This is a genomic window from Escherichia sp. TW09308 (assembly GCF_000208565.1).
GTDB classification, from domain to species: Bacteria; Pseudomonadota; Gammaproteobacteria; order Enterobacterales; family Enterobacteriaceae; genus Escherichia; species Escherichia marmotae.
This window is the reverse complement of record NZ_AEME01000001.1, coordinates 2846398-2867325: the sequence shown is the minus strand read 5'-3', so window position 1 is coordinate 2867325 and position 20928 is coordinate 2846398. Positions and strand designations below refer to the sequence as shown.

General features: G+C 52.9%; 11 protein-coding genes and 2 pseudogenes. All 13 read left to right on the top strand.

The genetic code is table 11. The features are described 5' to 3' along the window. Nucleotides 1–178 precede the first annotated feature (178 nt). The 13 genes and pseudogenes from glcD (at nucleotide 179) to gspF (ending at nucleotide 20920) form a co-directional block, all read left to right on the top strand. Nucleotides 179–1678 (top strand): glycolate oxidase subunit GlcD, encoded by a 1500-nt coding sequence (gene glcD, locus ESM_RS0113625; RefSeq protein ID WP_000026086.1) that lies wholly within the window; start codon nucleotides 179–181, stop codon nucleotides 1676–1678. Continuing rightward, the gene (glcE, locus tag ESM_RS0113620; RefSeq protein ID WP_000943105.1) at nucleotides 1678–2730 is read left to right on the top strand and encodes a glycolate oxidase subunit GlcE; all 1053 of its coding nucleotides are present in this window, start codon (nucleotides 1678–1680) and stop codon (nucleotides 2728–2730) included. The genes glcD and glcE overlap by 1 nt, the downstream gene beginning before the upstream one ends. Before the next feature lie 10 nt (nucleotides 2731–2740). After that, complete coding sequence (gene glcF, locus ESM_RS0113615; protein ID WP_001194834.1) at nucleotides 2741–3964, top strand: glycolate oxidase subunit GlcF; 1224 nt, start codon at nucleotides 2741–2743, stop codon at nucleotides 3962–3964. 4 nt (nucleotides 3965–3968) lie between these two features. Continuing rightward, nucleotides 3969–4373: a GlcG family protein gene (locus ESM_RS0113610; RefSeq protein ID WP_000853256.1), complete on the top strand. Its 405-nt coding sequence runs from the start codon at nucleotides 3969–3971 to the stop codon at nucleotides 4371–4373. Between the two features lie 21 nt (nucleotides 4374–4394). Further along, nucleotides 4395–6565 (top strand): annotated as a pseudogene (glcB, locus tag ESM_RS01000000124895) (malate synthase G). A 354-nt stretch (nucleotides 6566–6919) separates the two neighbouring features. Then, on the top strand, nucleotides 6920–8602 hold the full coding sequence (gene glcA, locus ESM_RS0113600; protein ID WP_000259271.1) for a glycolate permease GlcA: 1683 nt from the start codon (nucleotides 6920–6922) through the stop codon (nucleotides 8600–8602). A 493-nt stretch (nucleotides 8603–9095) separates the two neighbouring features. Next, nucleotides 9096–13658 carry a lipoprotein metalloprotease SslE gene (gene sslE, locus ESM_RS0113595; protein WP_001034460.1) on the top strand — a complete coding sequence of 1521 codons (4563 nt, stop codon included), beginning with the start codon at nucleotides 9096–9098 and terminating at the stop codon, nucleotides 13656–13658. A 194-nt stretch (nucleotides 13659–13852) separates the two neighbouring features. Then, nucleotides 13853–14661, top strand: a pseudogene (locus ESM_RS01000000124885) (prepilin peptidase). Between the two features lie 65 nt (nucleotides 14662–14726). After that, nucleotides 14727–15137, top strand: a complete 411-nt coding sequence (gene gspS2, locus ESM_RS0113585) for a type II secretion system pilot lipoprotein GspS-beta (RefSeq protein ID WP_001309757.1) — start codon at nucleotides 14727–14729, stop codon at nucleotides 15135–15137. Between the two features lie 17 nt (nucleotides 15138–15154). After that, nucleotides 15155–16114 (top strand): type II secretion system protein GspC, encoded by a 960-nt coding sequence (gene gspC / locus ESM_RS0113580; protein ID WP_000135106.1) that lies wholly within the window; start codon nucleotides 15155–15157, stop codon nucleotides 16112–16114. 29 nt (nucleotides 16115–16143) lie between these two features. Further along, nucleotides 16144–18204: a type II secretion system secretin GspD gene (gene gspD / locus ESM_RS0113575; RefSeq protein WP_000498809.1), complete on the top strand. Its 2061-nt coding sequence runs from the start codon at nucleotides 16144–16146 to the stop codon at nucleotides 18202–18204. Then, complete coding sequence (gene gspE / locus ESM_RS0113570) at nucleotides 18204–19697, top strand: type II secretion system ATPase GspE (protein ID WP_000249315.1); 1494 nt, start codon at nucleotides 18204–18206, stop codon at nucleotides 19695–19697. The genes gspD and gspE overlap by 1 nt, the downstream gene beginning before the upstream one ends. Beyond that, on the top strand, nucleotides 19697–20920 hold the full coding sequence (gspF, locus tag ESM_RS0113565) for a type II secretion system inner membrane protein GspF (protein WP_001173473.1): 1224 nt from the start codon (nucleotides 19697–19699) through the stop codon (nucleotides 20918–20920). Before gspE ends, gspF begins: the two co-directional genes overlap by 1 nt. Nucleotides 20921–20928 lie beyond the last annotated feature (8 nt).

Here is a 20928-nt window from a genome sequence, read left to right as displayed (position 1 = left end):
ATTATGTTACATCAATTTAACATTGAATTAACCTATGCGTGGTCACAGAGCTGGAAAAAAAATGGTCTGACCGGTAACTAAAGAGATAGACGAAAACAAAAAGCCCGCTTAATAACTGTTCACAGAAGCAGCACGCAAAAATCAGCTACCACACAACACAACAAAGCGAACCCTACTCATGAGCATCTTGTACGAAGAGCGTCTTGATGGCGCTTTACCCGATGTCGACCAAACATCGGTACTGATGGCACTGCGTGAGCATGTCCCCGGACTCGAGATCCTGCATACCGATGAGGAGATCACTCCTTACGAGTGTGACGGGTTGAGCGCGTATCGCACGCGTCCATTACTGGTTGTTCTGCCTAAGCAGATAGAACAGGTGGCGGCGATTCTGGCTGTCTGCCACCGTCTGCGTGTACCGGTGGTGACTCGTGGCGCGGGCACCGGGCTTTCTGGCGGCGCGTTGCCGCTGGAAAAAGGCGTGTTGTTAGTGATGGCGCGCTTTAAAGAGATCCTCGATATAAACCCCGTCGGTCGCCGTGCGCGCGTGCAGCCGGGCGTGCGTAATCTGGCTATCTCCCAGGCCGTAGCGCCGCATAATCTCTATTACGCGCCGGACCCTTCTTCACAAATCGCCTGTTCCATTGGCGGCAATGTGGCGGAAAATGCCGGTGGCGTTCACTGTCTGAAATATGGGCTTACCGTACATAACCTGCTGAAGATTGAAGTGCAAACGCTGGACGGAGAGACGCTGACACTGGGATCGGATGCGCTGGATTCGCCGGGTTTTGACCTGCTGGCGCTGTTTACTGGATCAGAAGGTATGCTCGGCGTGACCACCGAAGTGACGGTAAAACTGCTGCCGAAGCCCCCCGTGGCACGGGTTCTGTTAGCCAGCTTTGACTCGGTAGAAAAAGCCGGACTCGCCGTCGGTGACATCATCGCCAATGGCATTATCCCTGGTGGGCTGGAGATGATGGATAACCTGTCGATTCGCGCGGCAGAAGATTTTATTCATGCCGGTTATCCCGTTGATGCCGAAGCGATTTTATTGTGCGAGCTGGACGGCGTGGAGTCTGACGTACAGGAAGATTGTGAACGGGTTAACGACATCTTACGGAAAGCGGGCGCGACTGACGTCCGTCTGGCGCAGGACGAAGCGGAGCGTGTGCGTTTCTGGGCCGGTCGTAAAAACGCCTTTCCGGCGGTGGGGCGCATCTCTCCCGATTACTACTGCATGGACGGCACCATCCCACGCCGCGCGCTGCCTGGCGTACTGGAAGGCATTGCTCGTTTATCGCAGCAATATGATTTACGCGTCGCCAACGTCTTTCATGCCGGAGACGGTAACATGCACCCGTTAATCCTTTTCGATGCCAATGAACCCGGCGAATTTGCCCGCGCGGAAGCGCTGGGTGGGAAGATCCTCGAACTCTGCGTGGAAGTGGGCGGCAGCATCAGTGGGGAGCATGGCATTGGGCGCGAAAAAATCAATCAAATGTGCGCCCAGTTCAACAGCGATGAAATCACGACCTTTCATGCGGTCAAGGCGGCATTTGACCCCGATGGTTTGCTGAACCCTGGAAAAAACATTCCCACGCTACACCGCTGCGCTGAATTTGGTGCCATGCACGTGCACCACGGTCATTTACCTTTCCCTGAACTGGAGCGTTTCTGATGCTACGTGAGTGTGATTACAGCCAGGCGCTGCTGGAACAGGTGAATCAGGCGATTAGTAATAAAACGCCGCTGGTGATTCAGGGAAGCAATAGCAAAGCCTTTTTAGGTCGCCCTGTCACCGGGCAAACGCTGGATGTGCGTTGTCATCGCGGCATTGTGAATTACGACCCGACCGAGTTGGTGATCACCGCTCGTGCCGGAACGCCGCTGATGGCGATTGAAGCGGCGCTGGAAAGTGCGGGGCAAATGCTGCCCTGCGAGCCACCGTATTATGGTGAAGAAGCCACCTGGGGCGGCATGGTCGCTTGCGGTCTGGCGGGGCCGCGTCGACCGTGGAGCGGTTCGGTACGCGATTTTGTCCTCGGTACGCGCATTATTACCGGCAGTGGAAAACATCTGCGTTTTGGTGGCGAAGTGATGAAAAACGTTGCCGGATACGATCTCTCACGGCTAATGGCCGGAAGCTATGGCTGTCTTGGCGTACTTACTGAAATCTCAATGAAAGTGTTGCCTCGACCGCGCGCCACTATCAGCCTGCGTCGGGAAATCAGCCTGCAAGAAGCCATGAACGAAATCGCCCAGTGGCAACTCCAGCCATTACCCATTAGCGGTTTATGTTACTTCGACAACGGCTTGTGGCTCCGCCTTGAAGGCGGTGAAGGCTCGGTAAAAGCGGCGCGTGAACTGCTGGGGGGCGAAGAGGTTGCGGGTCAGTTCTGGCAGCAATTGCGTGAACAACAACTGCCATTCTTCTCGTTACCAGGGACTTTGTGGCGCATTTCATTACCCACCGATGCACCGATGATGGATTTACCCGGCGAGCAACTGATCGACTGGGGGGGCGCGTTACGCTGGCTGAAATCGACAGCCGATGACAATCAAATCCACCGTATCGCCCGCAACGCTGGTGGTCACGCAACTCGCTTTAGTCCAGGTGATGGCAGTTTTGCTCCGTTGCCTGCCCCTTTATTCCGCTATCACCAGCAGCTTAAACAGCAGCTCGACCCTTGCGGTGTGTTTAACCCCGGTCGCATGTACGCGGAACTTTAAGGAGCAGACTATGCAAACCCGGTTAACCGAAGAGATGCGCCAGAATACGCGGGCGCTGGAAGCTGACAGCATTCTGCGCGCCTGTGTGCACTGCGGATTTTGTACCGCAACCTGCCCGACCTATCAGCTCCTGGGTGATGAACTGGACGGGCCGCGTGGGCGCATCTATCTGATTAAACAGGTGCTGGAAGGTAACGAAGTTACACTTAAAACGCAGGAGCATCTCGATCGCTGTCTCACGTGCCGCAACTGTGAAACCACCTGTCCTTCTGGTGTGCGCTATCACACTCTGTTGGATATCGGGCGTGATATCGTCGAGCAAAAAGTGAAACGTCCACTGCCGGATCGAATGCTACGCGAAGGGCTGCGTCAGGTAGTGCCGCGTCCGGCGGTCTTCCGTGCGCTGACGCAAGTAGGCCTGGTGCTACGACCGTTTTTGCCAGAGCAGATTAGAGCAAAACTCCCCGCCGGGATCGTGAAAGCCAAACCGCGTCCGCCGTTGCGTCATAAGCGTCGGGTTTTAATGCTGGAAGGTTGCGTCCAGCCTACGCTTTCGCCCAACACCAACGCGGCAACCGCGCGGGTGCTGGATCGTCTGGGGATCAGCGTCATGCCAGCTAACGAAGCAGGCTGTTGTGGCGCGGTGGACTATCATCTTAATGCGCAAGAGAAAGGGTTAGCGCGCGCGCGAAATAATATTGATGCCTGGTGGCCGGCGATTGAAGCAGGCGCAGAGGCAATTTTGCAGACTGCCAGCGGCTGTGGGGCGTTCGTCAAAGAGTATGGGCAGATGCTGAAAAACGATGCGTTGTATGCCGATAAAGCGCGTCAGGTCAGCGAACTGGCGGTTGATTTAGTCGAGCTTTTGCGTGAGGAGCCGCTGGAAAAGCTGGCGATTCGCGGCGATAAAAAACTGGCCTTCCACTGTCCGTGTACCCTGCAACATGCGCAAAAACTGAATGGCGAAGTAGAAAAAGTGTTACTGCGGCTGGGATTTACCTTAACCGACGTTCCCGACAGCCATCTGTGCTGCGGTTCGGCGGGAACTTATGCGTTAACGCATCCCGATCTGGCGCGCCAGTTGCGGGATAACAAAATGAATGCGCTGGAAAGCGGCAAACCGGAAATGATCGTTACCGCCAACATTGGTTGCCAGACGCATCTGGCGAGCGCCGGTCGTACCTCTGTGCGTCACTGGATTGAAATTGTAGAACAATCCCTTGAAAAGGAATAACAAAATGAAAACTAAAGTCATTCTTAGCCAGCAAATGGCGAGTGCAATTATTGCCGCAGGTCAGGAAGAGGCGCAGAAAAATAACTGGTCCGTTTCCATTGCTGTTGCCGATGACGGCGGTCATCTGCTGGCGTTAAGTCGTATGGATGATTGCGCGCCGATTGCGGCCTACATCTCCCAGGAGAAAGCGCGTACCGCCGCGCTGGGGCGCCGCGAAACTAAGGGCTATGAAGAGATGGTGAACAACGGACGTACGGCGTTTGTGACGGCACCGTTACTGACGTCGCTGGAAGGCGGCGTACCGGTTGTTGTTGATGGGCAGATTATTGGCGCTGTGGGTGTGTCTGGTTTAACCGGGGCACAGGATGCGCAGGTCGCGAAAGCGGCAGCAGCGGTATTGGCGAAATAAGCGAAAACGAGGAGATTAACAATGAGTGAAACCATAACCCAGGGCCGTTTACGCATTGACGCCAACTTTAAACGTTTTGTTGATGAAGAAGTTTTACCCGGAACAGGGCTGGACTCTGCGGCGTTCTGGCACAATTTTGATGATATTGTTCACGATCTGTCGCCAGAGAATCGTCAGTTACTGGCAGAGCGCGATCGCATTCAGGCGGCGCTCGACGAATGGCATCGCCGCAATCCGGGGCCGGTAAAAGATAAAGCAGCCTATAAATCTTTCCTGCGTGAACTGGGCTACCTGGTGCCGCAGCCGGGCCATGTGACGGTGGAAACCACCGGCATCGACAGCGAAATCACCAGCCAGGCGGGGCCGCAACTGGTGGTTCCGGCAATGAACGCCCGCTACGCGTTGAATGCGGCGAACGCTCGCTGGGGTTCACTGTACGATGCGCTATACGGCAGCGACATCATCCCGCAGGAAGGGGCGATGGTCAGCGGCTACGATCCGCAGCGTGGTGCGCAGGTTATCGCCTGGGTTCGCCGCTTCCTCGATGAATCACTACCGCTGGAAAACGGCAGCTATCAGGATGTGGCGGCGTTTAAGGTGGTCGACAAACAATTACGTATTCTGTTGAAAAATGGCTCAGAAACCACGTTGCGTACCCCGGCGCAGTTTGTCGGCTACCGTGGCGATGCTGCTGCACCGACCTGCATTTTGCTGAAAAATACGGTCTGCATATCGAACTGCAAATCGATGCCAACGGACGGATTGGCAAAGACGATCCGGCGCATATCAACGACGTTATCGTCGAAGCCGCCATCAGTACCATTCTCGATTGTGAAGACTCGGTCGCTGCGGTTGATGCTGAAGATAAAATCCTGCTGTACCGCAATCTGTTGGGGCTGATGCAGGGCACTCTGCAAGAGAAAATGGAGAAAAACGGTCGGCAAATCGTGCGTAAACTGAATGACGATCGTCAGTACACCGCCGCCGATGGTTCTGAAATTTCTTTGCACGGGCGCTCGCTGCTGTTTATCCGCAACGTGGGGCATTTGATGACTATCCCCGTAATTTGGGACAGCGAAGGCAATGAAATTCCGGAAGGTATTCTTGATGGCGTCATGACAGGCGCGATTGCCCTCTACGACTTAAAAGTGCAGAAAAACTCGCGTACTGGCAGCGTCTATATTGTGAAACCGAAAATGCACGGTCCGCAGGAAGTGGCGTTTGCCAACAAACTGTTTACCCGCGTTGAGACCATGCTTGGTATGGAACCAAATACCCTGAAAATGGGCATTATGGATGAAGAACGCCGGACCTCGCTGAACTTGCGTAGTTGTATCGCGCAGGCACGCAACCGCGTGGCGTTCATCAACACCGGCTTCCTCGACCGTACTGGTGATGAGATGCATTCGGTGATGGAAGCGGGCCCGATGTTGCGTAAAAACCAGATGAAATCGACACCGTGGATCAAAGCCTACGAGCGCAATAACGTGCTTTCCGGCCTGTTTTGTGGGCTGCGCGGTAAAGCGCAAATCGGTAAAGGGATGTGGGCAATGCCAGATCTGATGGCAGACATGTACAGCCAAAAGGGCGATCAGTTACGTGCCGGGGCGAACACGGCCTGGGTTCCGTCACCGACCGCAGCCACGTTGCATGCGTTGCACTATCACCAAACCAACGTACAGAGCGTGCAAGCCAACATTGCCAACACAGAGTTCAATGCAGAATTTGAGCCTCTGCTGGACGATCTGCTGACCATTCCGGTTGCTGAAAACGCAAACTGGTCGGCACAAGAGATCCAACAAGAGCTGGATAACAACGTGCAGGGGATTCTGGGTTATGTGGTGCGTTGGGTAGAGCAGGGGATTGGTTGTTCAAAAGTGCCGGATATCCACAACGTGGCGCTGATGGAAGACCGTGCAACGCTGCGCATCTCCAGCCAACATATCGCCAACTGGTTACGTCACGGTATTCTGACCAAAGAACAGGTGCAGGCGTCGCTGGAGAATATGGCGAAAGTGGTTGATCAGCAAAACGCTGGCGATCCGGCGTATCGTCCGATGGTGGGGAATTTTGCTAACTCGTGTGCGTTTAAAGCCGCCAGCGATTTAATCTTCCTCGGTGTGAAACAGCCAAACGGTTATACCGAACCGTTATTACATGCCTGGCGTTTACGCGAAAAAGAAAGTCATTAATAGCAATAGCAAAAGCCCCGGCAAGTTTTACCGCTGGGGCTATTATAGTTACTGCGGTAGTTCATTTATCCCGGAAATAACCGGAGCGATTATCAGGGTTTAATAAAATTAAATACCCGTAGCGCATCATTAGCGGGTTAAAACAACAATATGGACATCTTAACGATACTCTGCGCCTGTGGGTGCGGAACAGAACCCCTTACCCGATATACTTGTTATGCCTGAGGTAGCAATTGCGTTAGCGGCGTGCTGTTGCTGTAAAGTATAACGCCTATATTTTACAGTTCAGTCCTCTTTTGCTTATTACAACCTTAAGCATATCAAGCATATAAAGATAATAAGAGACTGAACAATATGGTTACCTGGACCCAAATGTATATGCCGATGGGAGGGCTGGGGCTATCCGCTCTGGTTGCCCTGATCCCGATAATATTCTTCTTCGTTGCGCTTGCGATATTACGTCTGAAAGGGCATGTCGCCGGAGCAATAACCCTTATATTATCGATATTGATTGCGATATTCGCCTTTAAAATGCCGATTGATATGGCATTTGCTGCTGCGGGATATGGTTTTATTTATGGTTTATGGCCAATCGCCTGGATTATTGTCGCGGCGGTATTCCTCTATAAATTAACCGTTGCCAGCGGCCAGTTTGATATTATCCGCAGCTCGGTTATCTCCATCACCGACGATCAACGTTTGCAGGTGTTGCTGATTGGCTTCTCTTTTGGCGCACTGTTAGAAGGAGCTGCGGGCTTTGGCGCGCCGGTGGCGATTACTGGCGCGCTGCTGGTGGGACTGGGCTTTAAACCGTTATACGCGGCGGGGCTGTGTCTGATTGCCAACACCGCGCCGGTGGCGTTTGGTGCGTTGGGCGTGCCTATTCTGGTTGCCGGTCAGGTGACTGGCATCGATCCGTTCGACATTGGCGCAATGGCGGGACGTCAGTTGCCGTTCCTGTCGGTACTGGTGCCGTTCTGGCTGGTGGCGATGATGGACGGCTGGAAAGGGGTGAAAGAGACATGGCCAGCGGCGCTGGTGGCGGGTGGTAGCTTCGCAGTTACCCAGTTCTTTACCTCTAACTACATTGGCCCGGAACTGCCGGATATTACTTCGGCGCTGGTGAGTATCGTCTCACTCTCTTTATTCCTCAAAGTCTGGCGGCCGAAAAATACCGAAACGGCAATCAGCATGGGGCAATCCGCAGGTGCGATGGTGGTGAATAAACCGTCTTCTGGCGGCCCAGTACCGTCAGAATACAGCCTTGGGCAAATCATTCGTGCGTGGTCACCGTTTTTAATCTTAACGGTGCTGGTCACCATCTGGACCATGAAGCCGTTTAAAGCGTTATTCGCTCCGGGCGGCGCGTTTTATTCGCTGGTGATTAACTTCCAGATCCCCCATTTGCATCAACAGGTACTGAAAGCGGCACCCATTGTCGCCCAACCGACGCCAATGGATGCGGTGTTTAAATTTGATCCACTCTCCGCTGGCGGAACTGCGATTTTTATCGCGGCAATTATCTCTATCTTCATTCTTGGTGTCGGGATCAAGAAAGGTATTGGCGTTTTCGCAGAAACGCTAATTAGCCTGAAGTGGCCGATATTGTCGATTGGCATGGTGCTGGCATTTGCCTTCGTGACCAACTATTCCGGCATGTCCACTACGCTGGCGCTGGTACTGGCGGGTACTGGCGTGATGTTCCCGTTCTTCTCGCCGTTCCTTGGTTGGCTGGGGGTATTTCTTACCGGCTCTGACACATCCTCGAACGCCCTGTTTGGTTCACTGCAATCAACCACCGCGCAGCAAATCAACGTCTCGGACACTCTGCTGGTGGCAGCAAATACCAGCGGCGGCGTGACAGGCAAGATGATCTCCCCGCAATCTATCGCCGTGGCCTGCGCCGCGACGGGCATGGTGGGCAGAGAATCTGAATTGTTCCGTTACACCGTGAAGCACAGTCTGATCTTTGCCAGCGTTATTGGCATTATCACGCTGCTGCAGGCATATGTGTTTACCGGAATGTTGGTTTCGTAATTCAATAGAGCCGGATGGCTGTAAATATCATCCGGCTTTTTTCATATCTGTTTCGTTATTCCGGCTAAACAATAGCAAGATCATTTCTCTATTTATTATCATCAGATCAATAATGTTTGATGATTAGATAACCCGGTAAATAATTAATGGCGTGAAAATCTGTGTTTTTTTACCACGCAAAACAAGCTGTATTAATTGTGTTCGCTTGATGAGCAAGTAGCGTGCTATCTGTTGCTTTTGCAATCGCAATCGTTAAAACTATCAATGACTTGAGATAGTAATATTGTGAATAATTGTTACTTTTTTGTTTGTTAAAAATTTTTATAAATCACCCCTCTGACATCGTATAGGGGATATTCCTATAAATTTTATCTATTTCGTTATCAATAATGCAGATTTCTTAAGAATGGAGGTCATTTTTAGAGAAGGTAAAACATAAAACTATTTCCACAGTTACGAATTTTTTAACTTTGTTTTGTCACTTGCGTTATTAATGAATAAGAAATTTAAATATAAGAAATCGCTTTTAGCGGCTATTTTAAGCGCAACCCTGTTAGCCGGTTGTGATGGCGGTGGTTCAGGCTCGTCCTCCGATACTCCGCCTGTAGATTCTGGAACAGGGTCTTTGCCGGAAGTGAAACCTGATCCAACACCAAACCCGGAGCCGACGCCTGAGCCGACGCCGGACCCAGAACCTACGCCGGATCCAACACCTGATCCTGAGCCGACACCAGAACCAGAGCCAGAACCTGTTCCCACGAAAACGGGTTATCTGACCCTGGGCGGAAGCCAGCGGGTAACTGGTGCTACCTGTAATGGTGAATCCAGCGATGGCTTTACTTTTACACCTGGCAACACCGTGAGTTGTGTGGTTGGTAGTACGACCATTGCAACTTTCAACACCCAGTCAGAAGCTGCGCGTAGCCTGCGTGCGGTTGACAAAGTGTCGTTTAGCCTCGAGGACGCGCAGGAGCTGGCGGATTCTGAAAATGAGAAAACCAATGCTATCTCTCTGTTAACTTCCAGCGACAGTTGCCCGGCGGATGCAGAACAACTTTGTCTGACCTTCTCGTCAGTGGTCGATCGCGCACGCTTTGAAAAACTGTATAAGCAAATCGATCTGGCACCGGAAGAATTCAAAAAGCTGGTAAATGAGGAAGTGGAAAACAATGTCGCGACCGATAAAGCGCCATCCACCCATACCTCACCGGTCGTGCCCGTCACGACAGAGGGAACAACGCCGGATCTGAACGCCAAATTTGTGTCAGCTAATGCGGAACAGTTTTATCAGTATCAACCTACTGAAATTATTCTCTCCGAAGGCCGCCTGGTGGATAGCCAGGGATATGGTGTTGCTGGTGTTGACTACTACACCAATTCAGGCCGTGGTGTGACAGGGGAAAATGGTGAATTTTCCTTTAGCTGGGGCGAAACCATCTCCTTTGGTATCGATACCTTTGAACTTGGCTCAGTACGCGGCAACAAGTCGACCATTGCGCTGACTGAACTGGGTGATGAAGTTCGCGGCGCGAATGTCGATCAACTGATTCATCGCTATTCGACGACCGGGCAAAATAATACCCGTGTTGTTCCGGACGATGTACGCAAGGTCTTTGCTGAATATCCCAACGTGATTAACGAGATTATCAATCTCTCGTTATCCAATGGCGCGACGCTGGATGAAGGCGATCAAACCGTTGTGCTGCAAAACGAATTTATCGAGCAGTTTAAGACGGGACAGGCCAAAGAGATCGATACCGCGATTTGTACGAAAACCGCCGGTTGTAACGAGGCTCGCTGGTTCTCGCTGACGACACGCAATGTTAATGACGGTCAGATTCAGGGCGTTATCAACAAACTGTGGGGTGTGGATACGAACTACCAATCTGTCAGCAAGTTCCATGTATTCCATGACTCCACCAACTTCTATGGCAGCACCGGTAATGCGCGCGGTCAGGCGGTGGTGAATATCTCCAACGCGGCCTTCCCGATTCTGATGGCGCGTAATGATAAAAACTACTGGCTGGCCTTTGGTGAAAAACGCGCCTGGGATAAAAACGAGCTGGCGTACATTACTGAAGCGCCTTCTCTTGTTGTGCCGGAAAACGTGACGCGCGATACCGCGACCTTCAACCTGCCGTTTATTTCGCTGGGGCAAGTCGGTGATGGCAAGCTGATGGTTATCGGTAACCCGCACTACAACAGCATTTTGCGTTGCCCTAATGGTTACAGTTGGGCCGGTGGTGTCAATGATAAAGGTGAGTGTACGCTCAGCGGTGATTCAGATGATATGAAGCACTTCATGCAGAACGTACTGCGCTACCTGTCAAACGACATCTGGCAGCCGAATACCAAGAGCACAATGACCGTGGGTACGAACCTGGAAAACGTTTATTTCAAACGTCATGGCCAGGTCACTGGGAACAGTGCTCCATTTGGCTTCCATCCGGATTTTGCAGGTATTTCTGTTAAACATTTGACCAGCTATGGCGATCTGAATCCGGAAGAAGTTCCGTTGCTGATCCTCAACGGTTTTGAATATGTGACTCAGTGGTCTGGCGATCCCTATGCAGTGCCTCTGCGTGCAGATACCAGCAAACCGAAGCTGACTCAGCAGGATGTGACCGATCTGATCGCCTATCTGAACAAAGGCGGATCAGTGCTGATCATGGAAAACGTGATGAGCAATCTTAAGGAAGAGAGCGCGTCTGGCTTTGTGCGTCTGCTGGATGCCGCGGGTCTGTCAATGGCTCTGAACAAATCGGTGGTGAACAACGATCCGCAGGGTTATCCGGATCGCGTACGCCAACAGCGCGAAAAAGGTATCTGGGTCTATGAACGTTATCCGTTTGTCGATGGAAAACCGCCGTATACCATTGATGAAACAACGAAAGAAGTTATCTGGAAATACCAGCAAGACAACAAACCTGATGACAAGCCGAAACTGGAAGTGGCCAGTTGGCTGGAAGATGTCGATGGCGAACAGGTCAAGCGCTATGCCTTTATCGATGAGGCGGAGTTTAAAACAAAAGAGTCTCTGGAGGCGGCAAAGGCAAAAATCTTTGAAAAGTTTCCTGGATTACAGGAGTGTAAGGACTCGACATATCACTATGAGGTCAACTGCCTGGAATATCGTCCTGGTACGGGTGTTCCTGTGACGGGGACAATGTATGTTCCGCAGTATACGCAACTGAATCTTGACGCCGACACTGCGAAAGCGATGGTGCAGGCTGCGGATTTAGGCACCAACATTCAGCGCCTGTATCAACATGAGCTTTATTTCCGTACTAAAGGCAGTAAAGGCGAACGTCTGAACAGCGTCGATCTCGAACGTCTGTACCAGAACATGTCGGTCTGGCTGTGGAACGACACGGCTTATCGTTATGAAGAAGGCAAAAATGACGAGTTGGGCTTTAAAACGTTCACCGAGTTCCTGAACTGCTACGCCAACAATGCTTACGAGGGTGGCACCGAGTGCTCCGCGGAACTGAAGAAATCGCTGGTCGATAACAACATGATCTACGGAGATAATACTACCAAAGCGGGCATGATGAACCCGAGCTATCCGCTCAACTATATGGAAAAACCGCTGACGCGTCTGATGCTGGGGCGTTCCTGGTGGGATCTGAACATCAAAGTTGATGTTGAGAAGTATCCTGGAGCAGTATCGGCAGAGGGTGAGAATGTTACGGAAACCATCAGCCTGTACTCGAATCCGACTAAATGGTTTGCAGGTAACATGCAATCAACCGGCCTGTGGGCTCCGGCTCAGAAAGAGGTCACCATTGAGTCTACAGCGGACGTTCCTGTGACTGTCACCGTGGCGCTGGCTGACGACCTGACCGGACGTGAAAAGCATGAAGTTGCGCTGAACCGTCCGCCGAGAGTGACTAAAACGTATACTCTGGAGGCTAATGGTACGGTGAAGTTTACGGCTCCTTATGGTGGTCTGATTTATATCAAGGGCGACAGCAAGGAGAATAATAAATCTGCCAGCTTCACCTTTACTGGTGTGGTAAAAGCACCGTTCTATAAAGACGGCGCATGGAAAAACGATCTGAAATCTCCTGCGCCGTTGGGCGAGTTGGAGTCAGATTCTTTCGTCTACACCGCACCGAAGAACAACCTGAACGCCAGCAATTACAAGGGTGACCTGAAACAATTCGCAGAGGAACTGGATACCTTTGCCAGCTCGATGAATGACTTCTACGGTCGTGATGGCGAAAGTGGTAACCACCGGATGTTTACCTATAAGGCATTGACAGGTCACAAGCATCGTTTCGCCAACGATGTGCAGATCTCCATCGGTGATGCGCACTCGGGTTATCCGGTAATGAACAGCAGCTTCTCGACGAACAGCACCACGCTGCCGACGACGCCGCTGAACGACTGGTTGATCTGGCACGAAGTCGGTCATAACGCTGCAGAAACACCGCTGAACGTACCGGGTGCAACTGAAGTGGCGAACAACGTGCTGGCGCTGTACATGCAGGATCGCTATCTCGGTAAGATGAACCGTGTCGCTGACGACATTACCGTCGCGCCGGAATATCTGGACGAGAGCAACGGTCAGGCCTGGGCGCGCGGCGGTGCGGGTGACCGTCTGCTGATGTACGCACAGTTGAAGGAGTGGGCAGAGGAAAACTTTGATATCAAACAGTGGTATCCAGATGGTGACCTGCCTAAGTTCTACAGCGATCGTAAAGGGATGAAGGGCTGGAACCTGTTCCAGTTGATGCACCGTAAAGCGCGCGGCGATGAGGCAGGCAAAACCAAGTTTGGCGAAAGAAATTACTGTGCTGAGTCAAACGGTAACGCTGCTGACACGCTGATGCTGTGTGCATCCTGGGTTGCTCAGGCGGATCTTTCGGAATTCTTTAAGAAATGGAATCCGGGCGCAAATGCTTACCAGCTTCCGGGGGCAAGTGAGATGAGCTTCGAAGGCGGAGTGAGCCAGTCGGCTTACAACACGCTCGCGGCGATGCACCTGTCGAAACCGGAAAAAGGGCCGGAAACCATTAATAAGGTTACCGAGTATTCGATGCCAGCCGAATAAGCCTGTAGGCCGGATAAGGCGTTCACGCCGCATCCGGCATGAAATAAGGCGCACCGGGTCAACATATATGCCCGATGCGCCAGCTTATCGGGCCTGGAGGGAAGAAGCCGCGATTATTTGCGTTGGCAGACACCTGTAGGCCGGATAAGGCGTTCACGCCGCATCCGGCAAGTTACAACAAATAACCTTTAACCATGCTTTTTGATGTTTTTCAGCAATATCCTGCTGCGATACCTGTCCTGGCAACCGTCGGAGGATTAATCATCGGCAGTTTTTTGAATGTGGTGATCTGGCGTTACCCCATCATGCTTCGCCAACAAATGGCGGAGTTTCACGGTGAAACGCCGAGCACGCAGCTAAAAATAGCCTGGCGCTGCCACGCTCGCATTGTCCGCATTGTCAGCAGACCATCCGCGTTCGTGACAACATTCCGCTGCTCTCCTGGCTGATGCTCAAAGGGCGCTGCCGTGATTGTCAGACGAAAATCAGCAAGCGTTATCCGCTGGTGGAGTTATTGACGGCACTCGCTTTTTTGTTGGCAAGTCTGGTCTGGCCGGAAAGTGGATGGGGGCTGGCGGTGATGATATTATCCGCCTGGCTGATTGCCGCGAGTATCATCGACCTCGATAATCAATGGCTGCCCGATGTCTTTACTCAGGGAGTATTGTGGACGGGGCTGATTGCGGCATGGGCACAGCAGAGTCCGCTAACGTTACAAGACGCAGTCACCGGCGTACTGGTGGGGTTTGTCACTTTTTACTCCCTTCGCTGGCTGGCCGGAATAATTCTGCGTAAAGAAGCATTAGGCATGGGCGATGTATTACTCTTCGCCGCTTTAGGTGGCTGGGTGGGGGCATTGTCGCTACCCCATGTTGCTTTAATTGCATCATGCTGCGGGCTGATATATGCCGTTATTACAAAAAAAGGATCAACGACGCTGCCTTTTGGACCGTGTTTAAGTCTGGGCGGTATAGCAACACTTTATCTACAGGCATTGTTTTAATGATAACCACGTCATTATCGAAGTGACATTTTTACTCTCATTAATAACCTTAGAGATTATTTACTATGTCGATAAAACAAATGCCAGGGAGGGTATTAATATCGCTATTGTTAAGCGTTACAGGATTATTAAGTGGCTGCGCAAGCCATAATGAAAACGCCAGTTTGCTGGCGAAAAAACAGGCGCAAAATATCAGCCAAAACCTGCCGATTAAATCTGCGGGATATACCTTAGTGCTGGCGCAAAGTAGCGGCACGACGGTAAAAATGACCATTATCAGCGAAGCGGGTGCTCAAACCACGCAAACGCCGGACGCGTTTTTAACCAGCTATCAACGACAAATGTGCGCTGACCCAACGGTGAAATTAATGATCACTGAGGGGATTAATTACAGCATAACGATTAATGATACACGCACAGGCAACCAGTATCAGCGGAAACTGGATCGTACCACCTGTGGAATAGTCAAAGCATAACGTCGGGTATATATAAATTGGCGCGGGTTGTTTTTCGTGACGCACGAATTTATCTCAATCAATGGCTGACTAAAATTCGTTACACTCTTAGCCAGGGACAATCTCTTAATACAGACAAAGAGCATCTGCGCAAAATTGCACGCGGGATGTTCTGGCTGATGTTGCTTATTATTTCTGCAAAAATGGCGCATTCACTCTGGCGCTATATCTCCTTTTCTGCGGAATATACGGCGATTTCCCCATCGGTGAATAAATCGACCCGTGCGGATGTAAAAACGTTCGATAAAAAAGACGTGCAATTAATCAGCCAGCAAAACTGGTTTGGCAAATATCAGCCCGTTGCTGCACTGGTAAAACAACCCGAACCGGCTCCGGTGGCAGAAACACGTCTTAACGTGGTACTGCGCGGGATCGCCTTTGGTGCCAGACCCGGCGCGGTTATTGAAGAAGGCGGCAAACAGCAGGTCTATTTGCTGGGCGAACGGCTTGACTCTCACAACGCGGTGATCGAAGAGATTTATCGCGATCATGTGGTGCTGCGTTATCAGGGAAAAATGGAGCGCCTGAGTCTGGCAGAAGAGGAGCGTTCCACCGTTGCCGTGACCAATGAAAAAACCGTCAGTGACGAAGCAAAGCAAACAGCCGCTGAACCTGCCGCCAGCACGCCAGTTGAGATCCCGGCTGCCGTGCGCCAGGCACTGGCGAAAGACCCGCAGAAAATTTTTAACTATATCCAGCTTACGCCTGTGCGTAAGGAGGGGATTGTCGGTTATGCAGTGAAACCGGGGGCAGATCGTTCTCTGTTCGATGCCAGCGGTTTCAAGGAAGGCGATATCGCCATTGCGTTAAATCAGCAGGATTTCACTGATCCACGAGCAATGATTGCTCTGATGCGGCAGTTACCTTCAATGGATTCCATTCAACTCACGGTTTTACGCAAGGGTGCGCGCTACGACATTTCCATCGCGCTGCGCTAACTGCATTTAATCCAGGAGAATCATTCATCGTGTTTTGGCGTGATATTACGTTGTCGATCTGGCGTAAGAAGACAACTGGCCTCAAAACAAAAAAGCGTTTACTGCCGCTGATGCTGGCAGCGGCATTATGCAGTTCACCAGTTTGGGCGGAAGAAGCCACTTTTACCGCCAATTTTAAAGATACCGATCTGAAATCGTTTATCGAAACCGTCGGCGCTAACCTCAATAAAACCATCATTATGGGGCCGGGCGTTCAGGGGAAAGTGAGTATTCGTACTATGACCCCGCTCAATGAACGCCAGTATTACCAGCTATTCCTTAACCTGCTGGAAGCGCAGGGGTATGCCGTCGTGCCGATGGAAAACGACGTGCTGAAGGTGGTGAAATCCAGCGCCGCAAAAGTCGAGCCGTTGCCGCTGGTCGGTGAAGGTAACGATAACTACGCGGGCGATGAAATGGTCACTAAAGTGGTGCCGGTACGTAATGTGTCTGTACGCGAACTGGCACCGATTCTGCGCCAGATGATCGACAGCGCGGGTTCTGGCAACGTCGTTAATTACGATCCCTCCAACGTGATTATGCTTACCGGACGCGCCTCGGTTGTGGAACGGCTGACGGAAGTGATTCAGCGCGTGGATCATGCGGGAAACCGCACCGAAGAGGTGATCCCGCTGGATAACGCCTCGGCCTCGGAAATTGCCCGCGTGCTGGAAAGCTTGACCAAAAACAGCGGCGAGAACCAACCAGCAACGCTGAAATCGCAGATTGTTGCTGATGAACGCACTAACAGCGTCATTGTCAGCGGCGATCCCGCTACGCGAGACAAAATGCGCCGTCTGATCCGTCGCCTGGACTCAGAAATGGAACGCAGCGGCAACAGCCAGGTGTTCTATCTCAAATACAGCAAAGCGGAAGATCTGGTCGATGTTCTGAAACAGGTCAGCGGCACGCTCACCGCCGCTAAAGAAGAGGCGGAAGGCACGGTCAGTAGCGGACGTGAGGTTGTTTCTATTGCCGCCAGCAAACACAGTAATGCCCTGATTGTGACCGCGCCGCAGGACATCATGCAGTCGCTGCAAAGCGTGATTGAACAACTGGATATCCGCCGTGCTCAGGTGCATGTCGAGGCGTTGATCGTGGAGGTTGCCGAAGGCAGCAATATCAACTTCGGCGTGCAGTGGGCGTCGAAAGATGCCGGATTAATGCAGTTTGCCAACGGCACGCAGATCCCTATCGGCACGCTAGGGGCGGCGATTTCTCAGGCGAAGCCGCAGAAAGGTTCCACGGTGATCAGCGAAAACGGTGCCACCACCATTAACCCGGATACCAACGGTGACCTCTCCACGCTCGCCCAGCTACTTTCCGGCTTTAGCGGTACGGCGGTTGGCGTGGTGAAAGGCGACTGGATGGCGCTGGTGCAGGCGGTTAAAAACGACTCCAGCTCTAACGTCCTTTCTACGCCGAGCATCACCACGCTGGACAACCAGGAAGCCTTCTTCATGGTGGGGCAGGACGTTCCGGTATTAACCGGTTCTACCGTTGGCTCCAATAACAGCAATCCTTTCAACACGGTAGAAAGGAAAAAAGTCGGCATCATGCTGAAAGTCACGCCGCAGATTAACGAAGGTAACGCGGTACAGATGGTGATTGAGCAGGAAGTGTCGAAGGTGGAAGGACAGACCAGCCTCGATGTGGTGTTTGGCGAGCGCAAACTGAAGACTACCGTGCTGGCTAACGATGGTGAGCTGATTGTGCTTGGCGGTCTGATGGACGACCAGGCGGGAGAAAGCGTGGCGAAAGTGCCGTTGTTGGGCGATATCCCGTTGATTGGCAACCTGTTTAAGTCCACGGCAGATAAAAAAGAAAAACGTAATCTGATGGTGTTTATCCGCCCGACCATTCTGCGTGACGGTATGGCGGCAGACGGCGTTTCGCAGCGCAAATATAACTATATGCGCGCCGAGCAGATCTATCGCGATGAGCAAGGCTTAAGCCTGATGCCGAACACTGCGCAGCCGGTACTACCAGCGCAAAACCAGGCCTTACCGCCGGAAGTTCGCGCGTTCCTCAATGCCGGGAGAACGCGTTAATGGTGCCTGTAGCACAGGAAACCTCCGCTAACACCGTGCGTCTGCCCTACAGTTTCAGCCGCCGGTTTAGCCTGGTGGCATGGTGCGAAGCGTCGCTGGAGATCCTCCATGTTCATCCGTTGTCGCTCTCTGTTTTGCAGGAGCTGCAACGGGGGCTGAACGCGCCCTTTACGCTGCGGCAAATCGACGAGGCCGAATTTGAACAGCGGCTGAATGCGGTCTGGCAGCGGGACTCTTCCGAAGCTCGCCAGTTGATGGAAGATCTCGGTTCCGCCGAGGACTTCTTTACCCTCGCAGAAGAGCTGCCAGAAACGGAAGATTTGCTGGAAAGTGACGACGATGCGCCGATCATCAAACTGATCAACGCCATGCTGGCAGAGGCAATTAAAGAAGGCGCTTCGGATATCCACATTGAGACGTTTGAAAAGAGTCTGGTGATCCGTTTTCGTGTAGACGGAACGCTACATGAAATGCTGCGTCCCGGGCGCAAACTGGCCTCGCTGCTGGTGTCGCGTATCAAGGTGATGGCGCGGCTGGACATTGCCGAAAAGCGCGTGCCGCAGGATGGACGTATTGCGCTGCTGCTGGGCGGCCGGGCGATTGACGTGCGCGTCTCCACCATGCCTTCTGCCTGGGGCGAGCGCGTGGTGCTGCGACTGCTGGACAAAAACCAGGCCCGCCTGACGCTGGAGCGTCTGGGGCTGAGTCATGAACTGACCGCGCAGTTGCGCCAGCTACTGCACAAACCGCACGGCATCTTTCTGGTGACGGGGCCGACGGGTTCTGGCAAAAGCACCACGCTGTACGCCGGATTGCAGGAGCTGAACAACCACTCGCGCAACATTCTCACGGTTGAAGACCCCATCGAATACATGATTGAAGGGATCGGTCAGACGCAGGTCAACACCCGTGTCGGCATGACCTTCGCCCGTGGCCTGCGTGCGATTTTGCGTCAGGACCCGGATGTAGTGATGGTCGGTGAGATCCGCGATACCGAAACCGCAGAAATCGCCGTTCAGGCGTCGCTTACGGGGCACCTGGTTCTTTCCACGTTGCATACCAACACGGCGGTGGGGGCAATCACGCGTTTGCAGGATATGGGCGTGGAGCCTTTCCTGCTCTCTTCCAGTCTGACGGGCGTGATGGCGCAGCGACTGGTTCGCACGCTGTGCCCCGACTGCCGCCAGCCCGCACCTGCTACCGACGAAGAAAAACGCCTGTTGGGGATTACCGATGCGCGAACCGTCACTCTGTACCATCCGCAGGGCTGCCCCGCCTGTAATCACAAAGGTTTTCGTGGGCGTACCGCCATCCATGAGCTGATCGTGGTGGACGCCACATTGCGTGATTTGATCCACCGTCAGGCCGGGGAACTGGAGCTGGAACGTTATGTCCGGCAACACTCTGCGGGTATCCGCAGCAACGGCATTGAGAAAGTACTCGCCGGAGAAACCTCTCTTGATGAAGTGCTGCGGGTAACGATGGAGGCGTAATGGCACTGTTTTACTATCAGGCGCTACAGCGTAATGGCCGCAAAACCAAAGGCATGATTGAGGCGGATTCCGCGCGTCATGCCCGCCAGTTGTTACGCGCTAAAGACCTCATTCCCGTGCACATTGAAGCCCGGCTGAATGCTTCGTCAGGGGGAATGTTGCAGCGTCGGCGGCACGCACATCGTCGTGTGGCGGCGGCAGATCTGGCGCTGTTCACCCGCCAACTGGCAACGCTGGTTCAGGCAGCAATGCCGCTGGAAACCTGCTTACAGGCGGTCAGTGAGCAAAGCGAAAAACTGCATGTGAATAGTCTGGGAATGGCGCTGCGCAGCCGGATTCAGGAGGGGTACACCCTGTCGGACAGCCTGCGCGAACATCCCCGCGTCTTTGATTCTCTGTTTTGTTCGATGGTGGCTGCCGGAGAAAAATCCGGGCATCTCGATGTGGTGCTCAATCGACTGGCGGATTACACCGAACAGCGCCAGCGCCTGAAATCACGACTGCTGCAGGCCATGCTCTACCCGCTGGTGCTGTTGGTGGTGGCAACGGGTGTGGTCACTATTTTGCTGACGGCGGTGGTGCCGAAAATTATCGAACAGTTCGATCACCTCGGACACGCGCTGCCCGCCTCCACCCGCACCCTTATCGCCATGAGCGACGCCTTACAAGCCAGCGGCGTTTATTGGCTGGCGGGATTGCTGGGGCTTCTGGTGCTGGGGCAACGGCTACTCAAAAAGCCGACTATGCGGCTGCGCTGGGATAAAACTTTGCTGCGCTTGCCCGTGACGGGGCGGGTTGCTCGCGGGCTGAATACGGCGCGTTTTTCCCGCACTTTAAGCATCCTCACCGCCAGCAGTGTTCCGCTGCTGGAAGGCATTCAGACCGCTGCCGCCGTGTCGGCAAATCGCTATGTCGAGCAGCAACTGCTACTGGCGGCAGATCGCGTCCGCGAAGGAAGCAGTCTGCGCGCCGCGCTGGCGGATCTGCGCCTGTTCCCGCCGATGATGTTGTACATGATCGCCTCTGGTGAACAGAGCGGCGAGCTGGAAACCATGCTTGAACAGGCCGCGGTCAACCAGGAACGGGAGTTTGATACCCAGGTGGGGCTGGCGTTAGGGCTGTTTGAACCGGCGCTGGTGGTGATGATGGCGGGCGTGGTGCTGTTTATCGTCATCGCCATCCTCGAGCCGATGCTGCAACTGAACAATATGGTTGGAATGTAATTTACGGA

What these genes read in the sequence shown, in the direction of transcription:
- glcE (WP_000943105.1), top strand. Translation starts at nt 1,678, where the DNA reads ATGCTACGTGAGTGTGATTACAGCCAGGCGCTGCTGGAACAGGTGAAT.
- gspF (WP_001173473.1), top strand. Translation starts at nt 19,697, where the DNA reads ATGGCACTGTTTTACTATCAGGCGCTACAGCGTAATGGCCGCAAAACC.
- gspS2 (WP_001309757.1), top strand. Translation starts at nt 14,727, where the DNA reads ATGTCGATAAAACAAATGCCAGGGAGGGTATTAATATCGCTATTGTTA.
- ESM_RS0113610 (WP_000853256.1), top strand. Translation starts at nt 3,969, where the DNA reads ATGAAAACTAAAGTCATTCTTAGCCAGCAAATGGCGAGTGCAATTATT.
- glcF (WP_001194834.1), top strand. Translation starts at nt 2,741, where the DNA reads ATGCAAACCCGGTTAACCGAAGAGATGCGCCAGAATACGCGGGCGCTG.
- gspE (WP_000249315.1), top strand. Translation starts at nt 18,204, where the DNA reads ATGGTGCCTGTAGCACAGGAAACCTCCGCTAACACCGTGCGTCTGCCC.
- sslE (WP_001034460.1), top strand. Translation starts at nt 9,096, where the DNA reads ATGAATAAGAAATTTAAATATAAGAAATCGCTTTTAGCGGCTATTTTA.
- glcA (WP_000259271.1), top strand. Translation starts at nt 6,920, where the DNA reads ATGGTTACCTGGACCCAAATGTATATGCCGATGGGAGGGCTGGGGCTA.
- glcD (WP_000026086.1), top strand. Translation starts at nt 179, where the DNA reads ATGAGCATCTTGTACGAAGAGCGTCTTGATGGCGCTTTACCCGATGTC.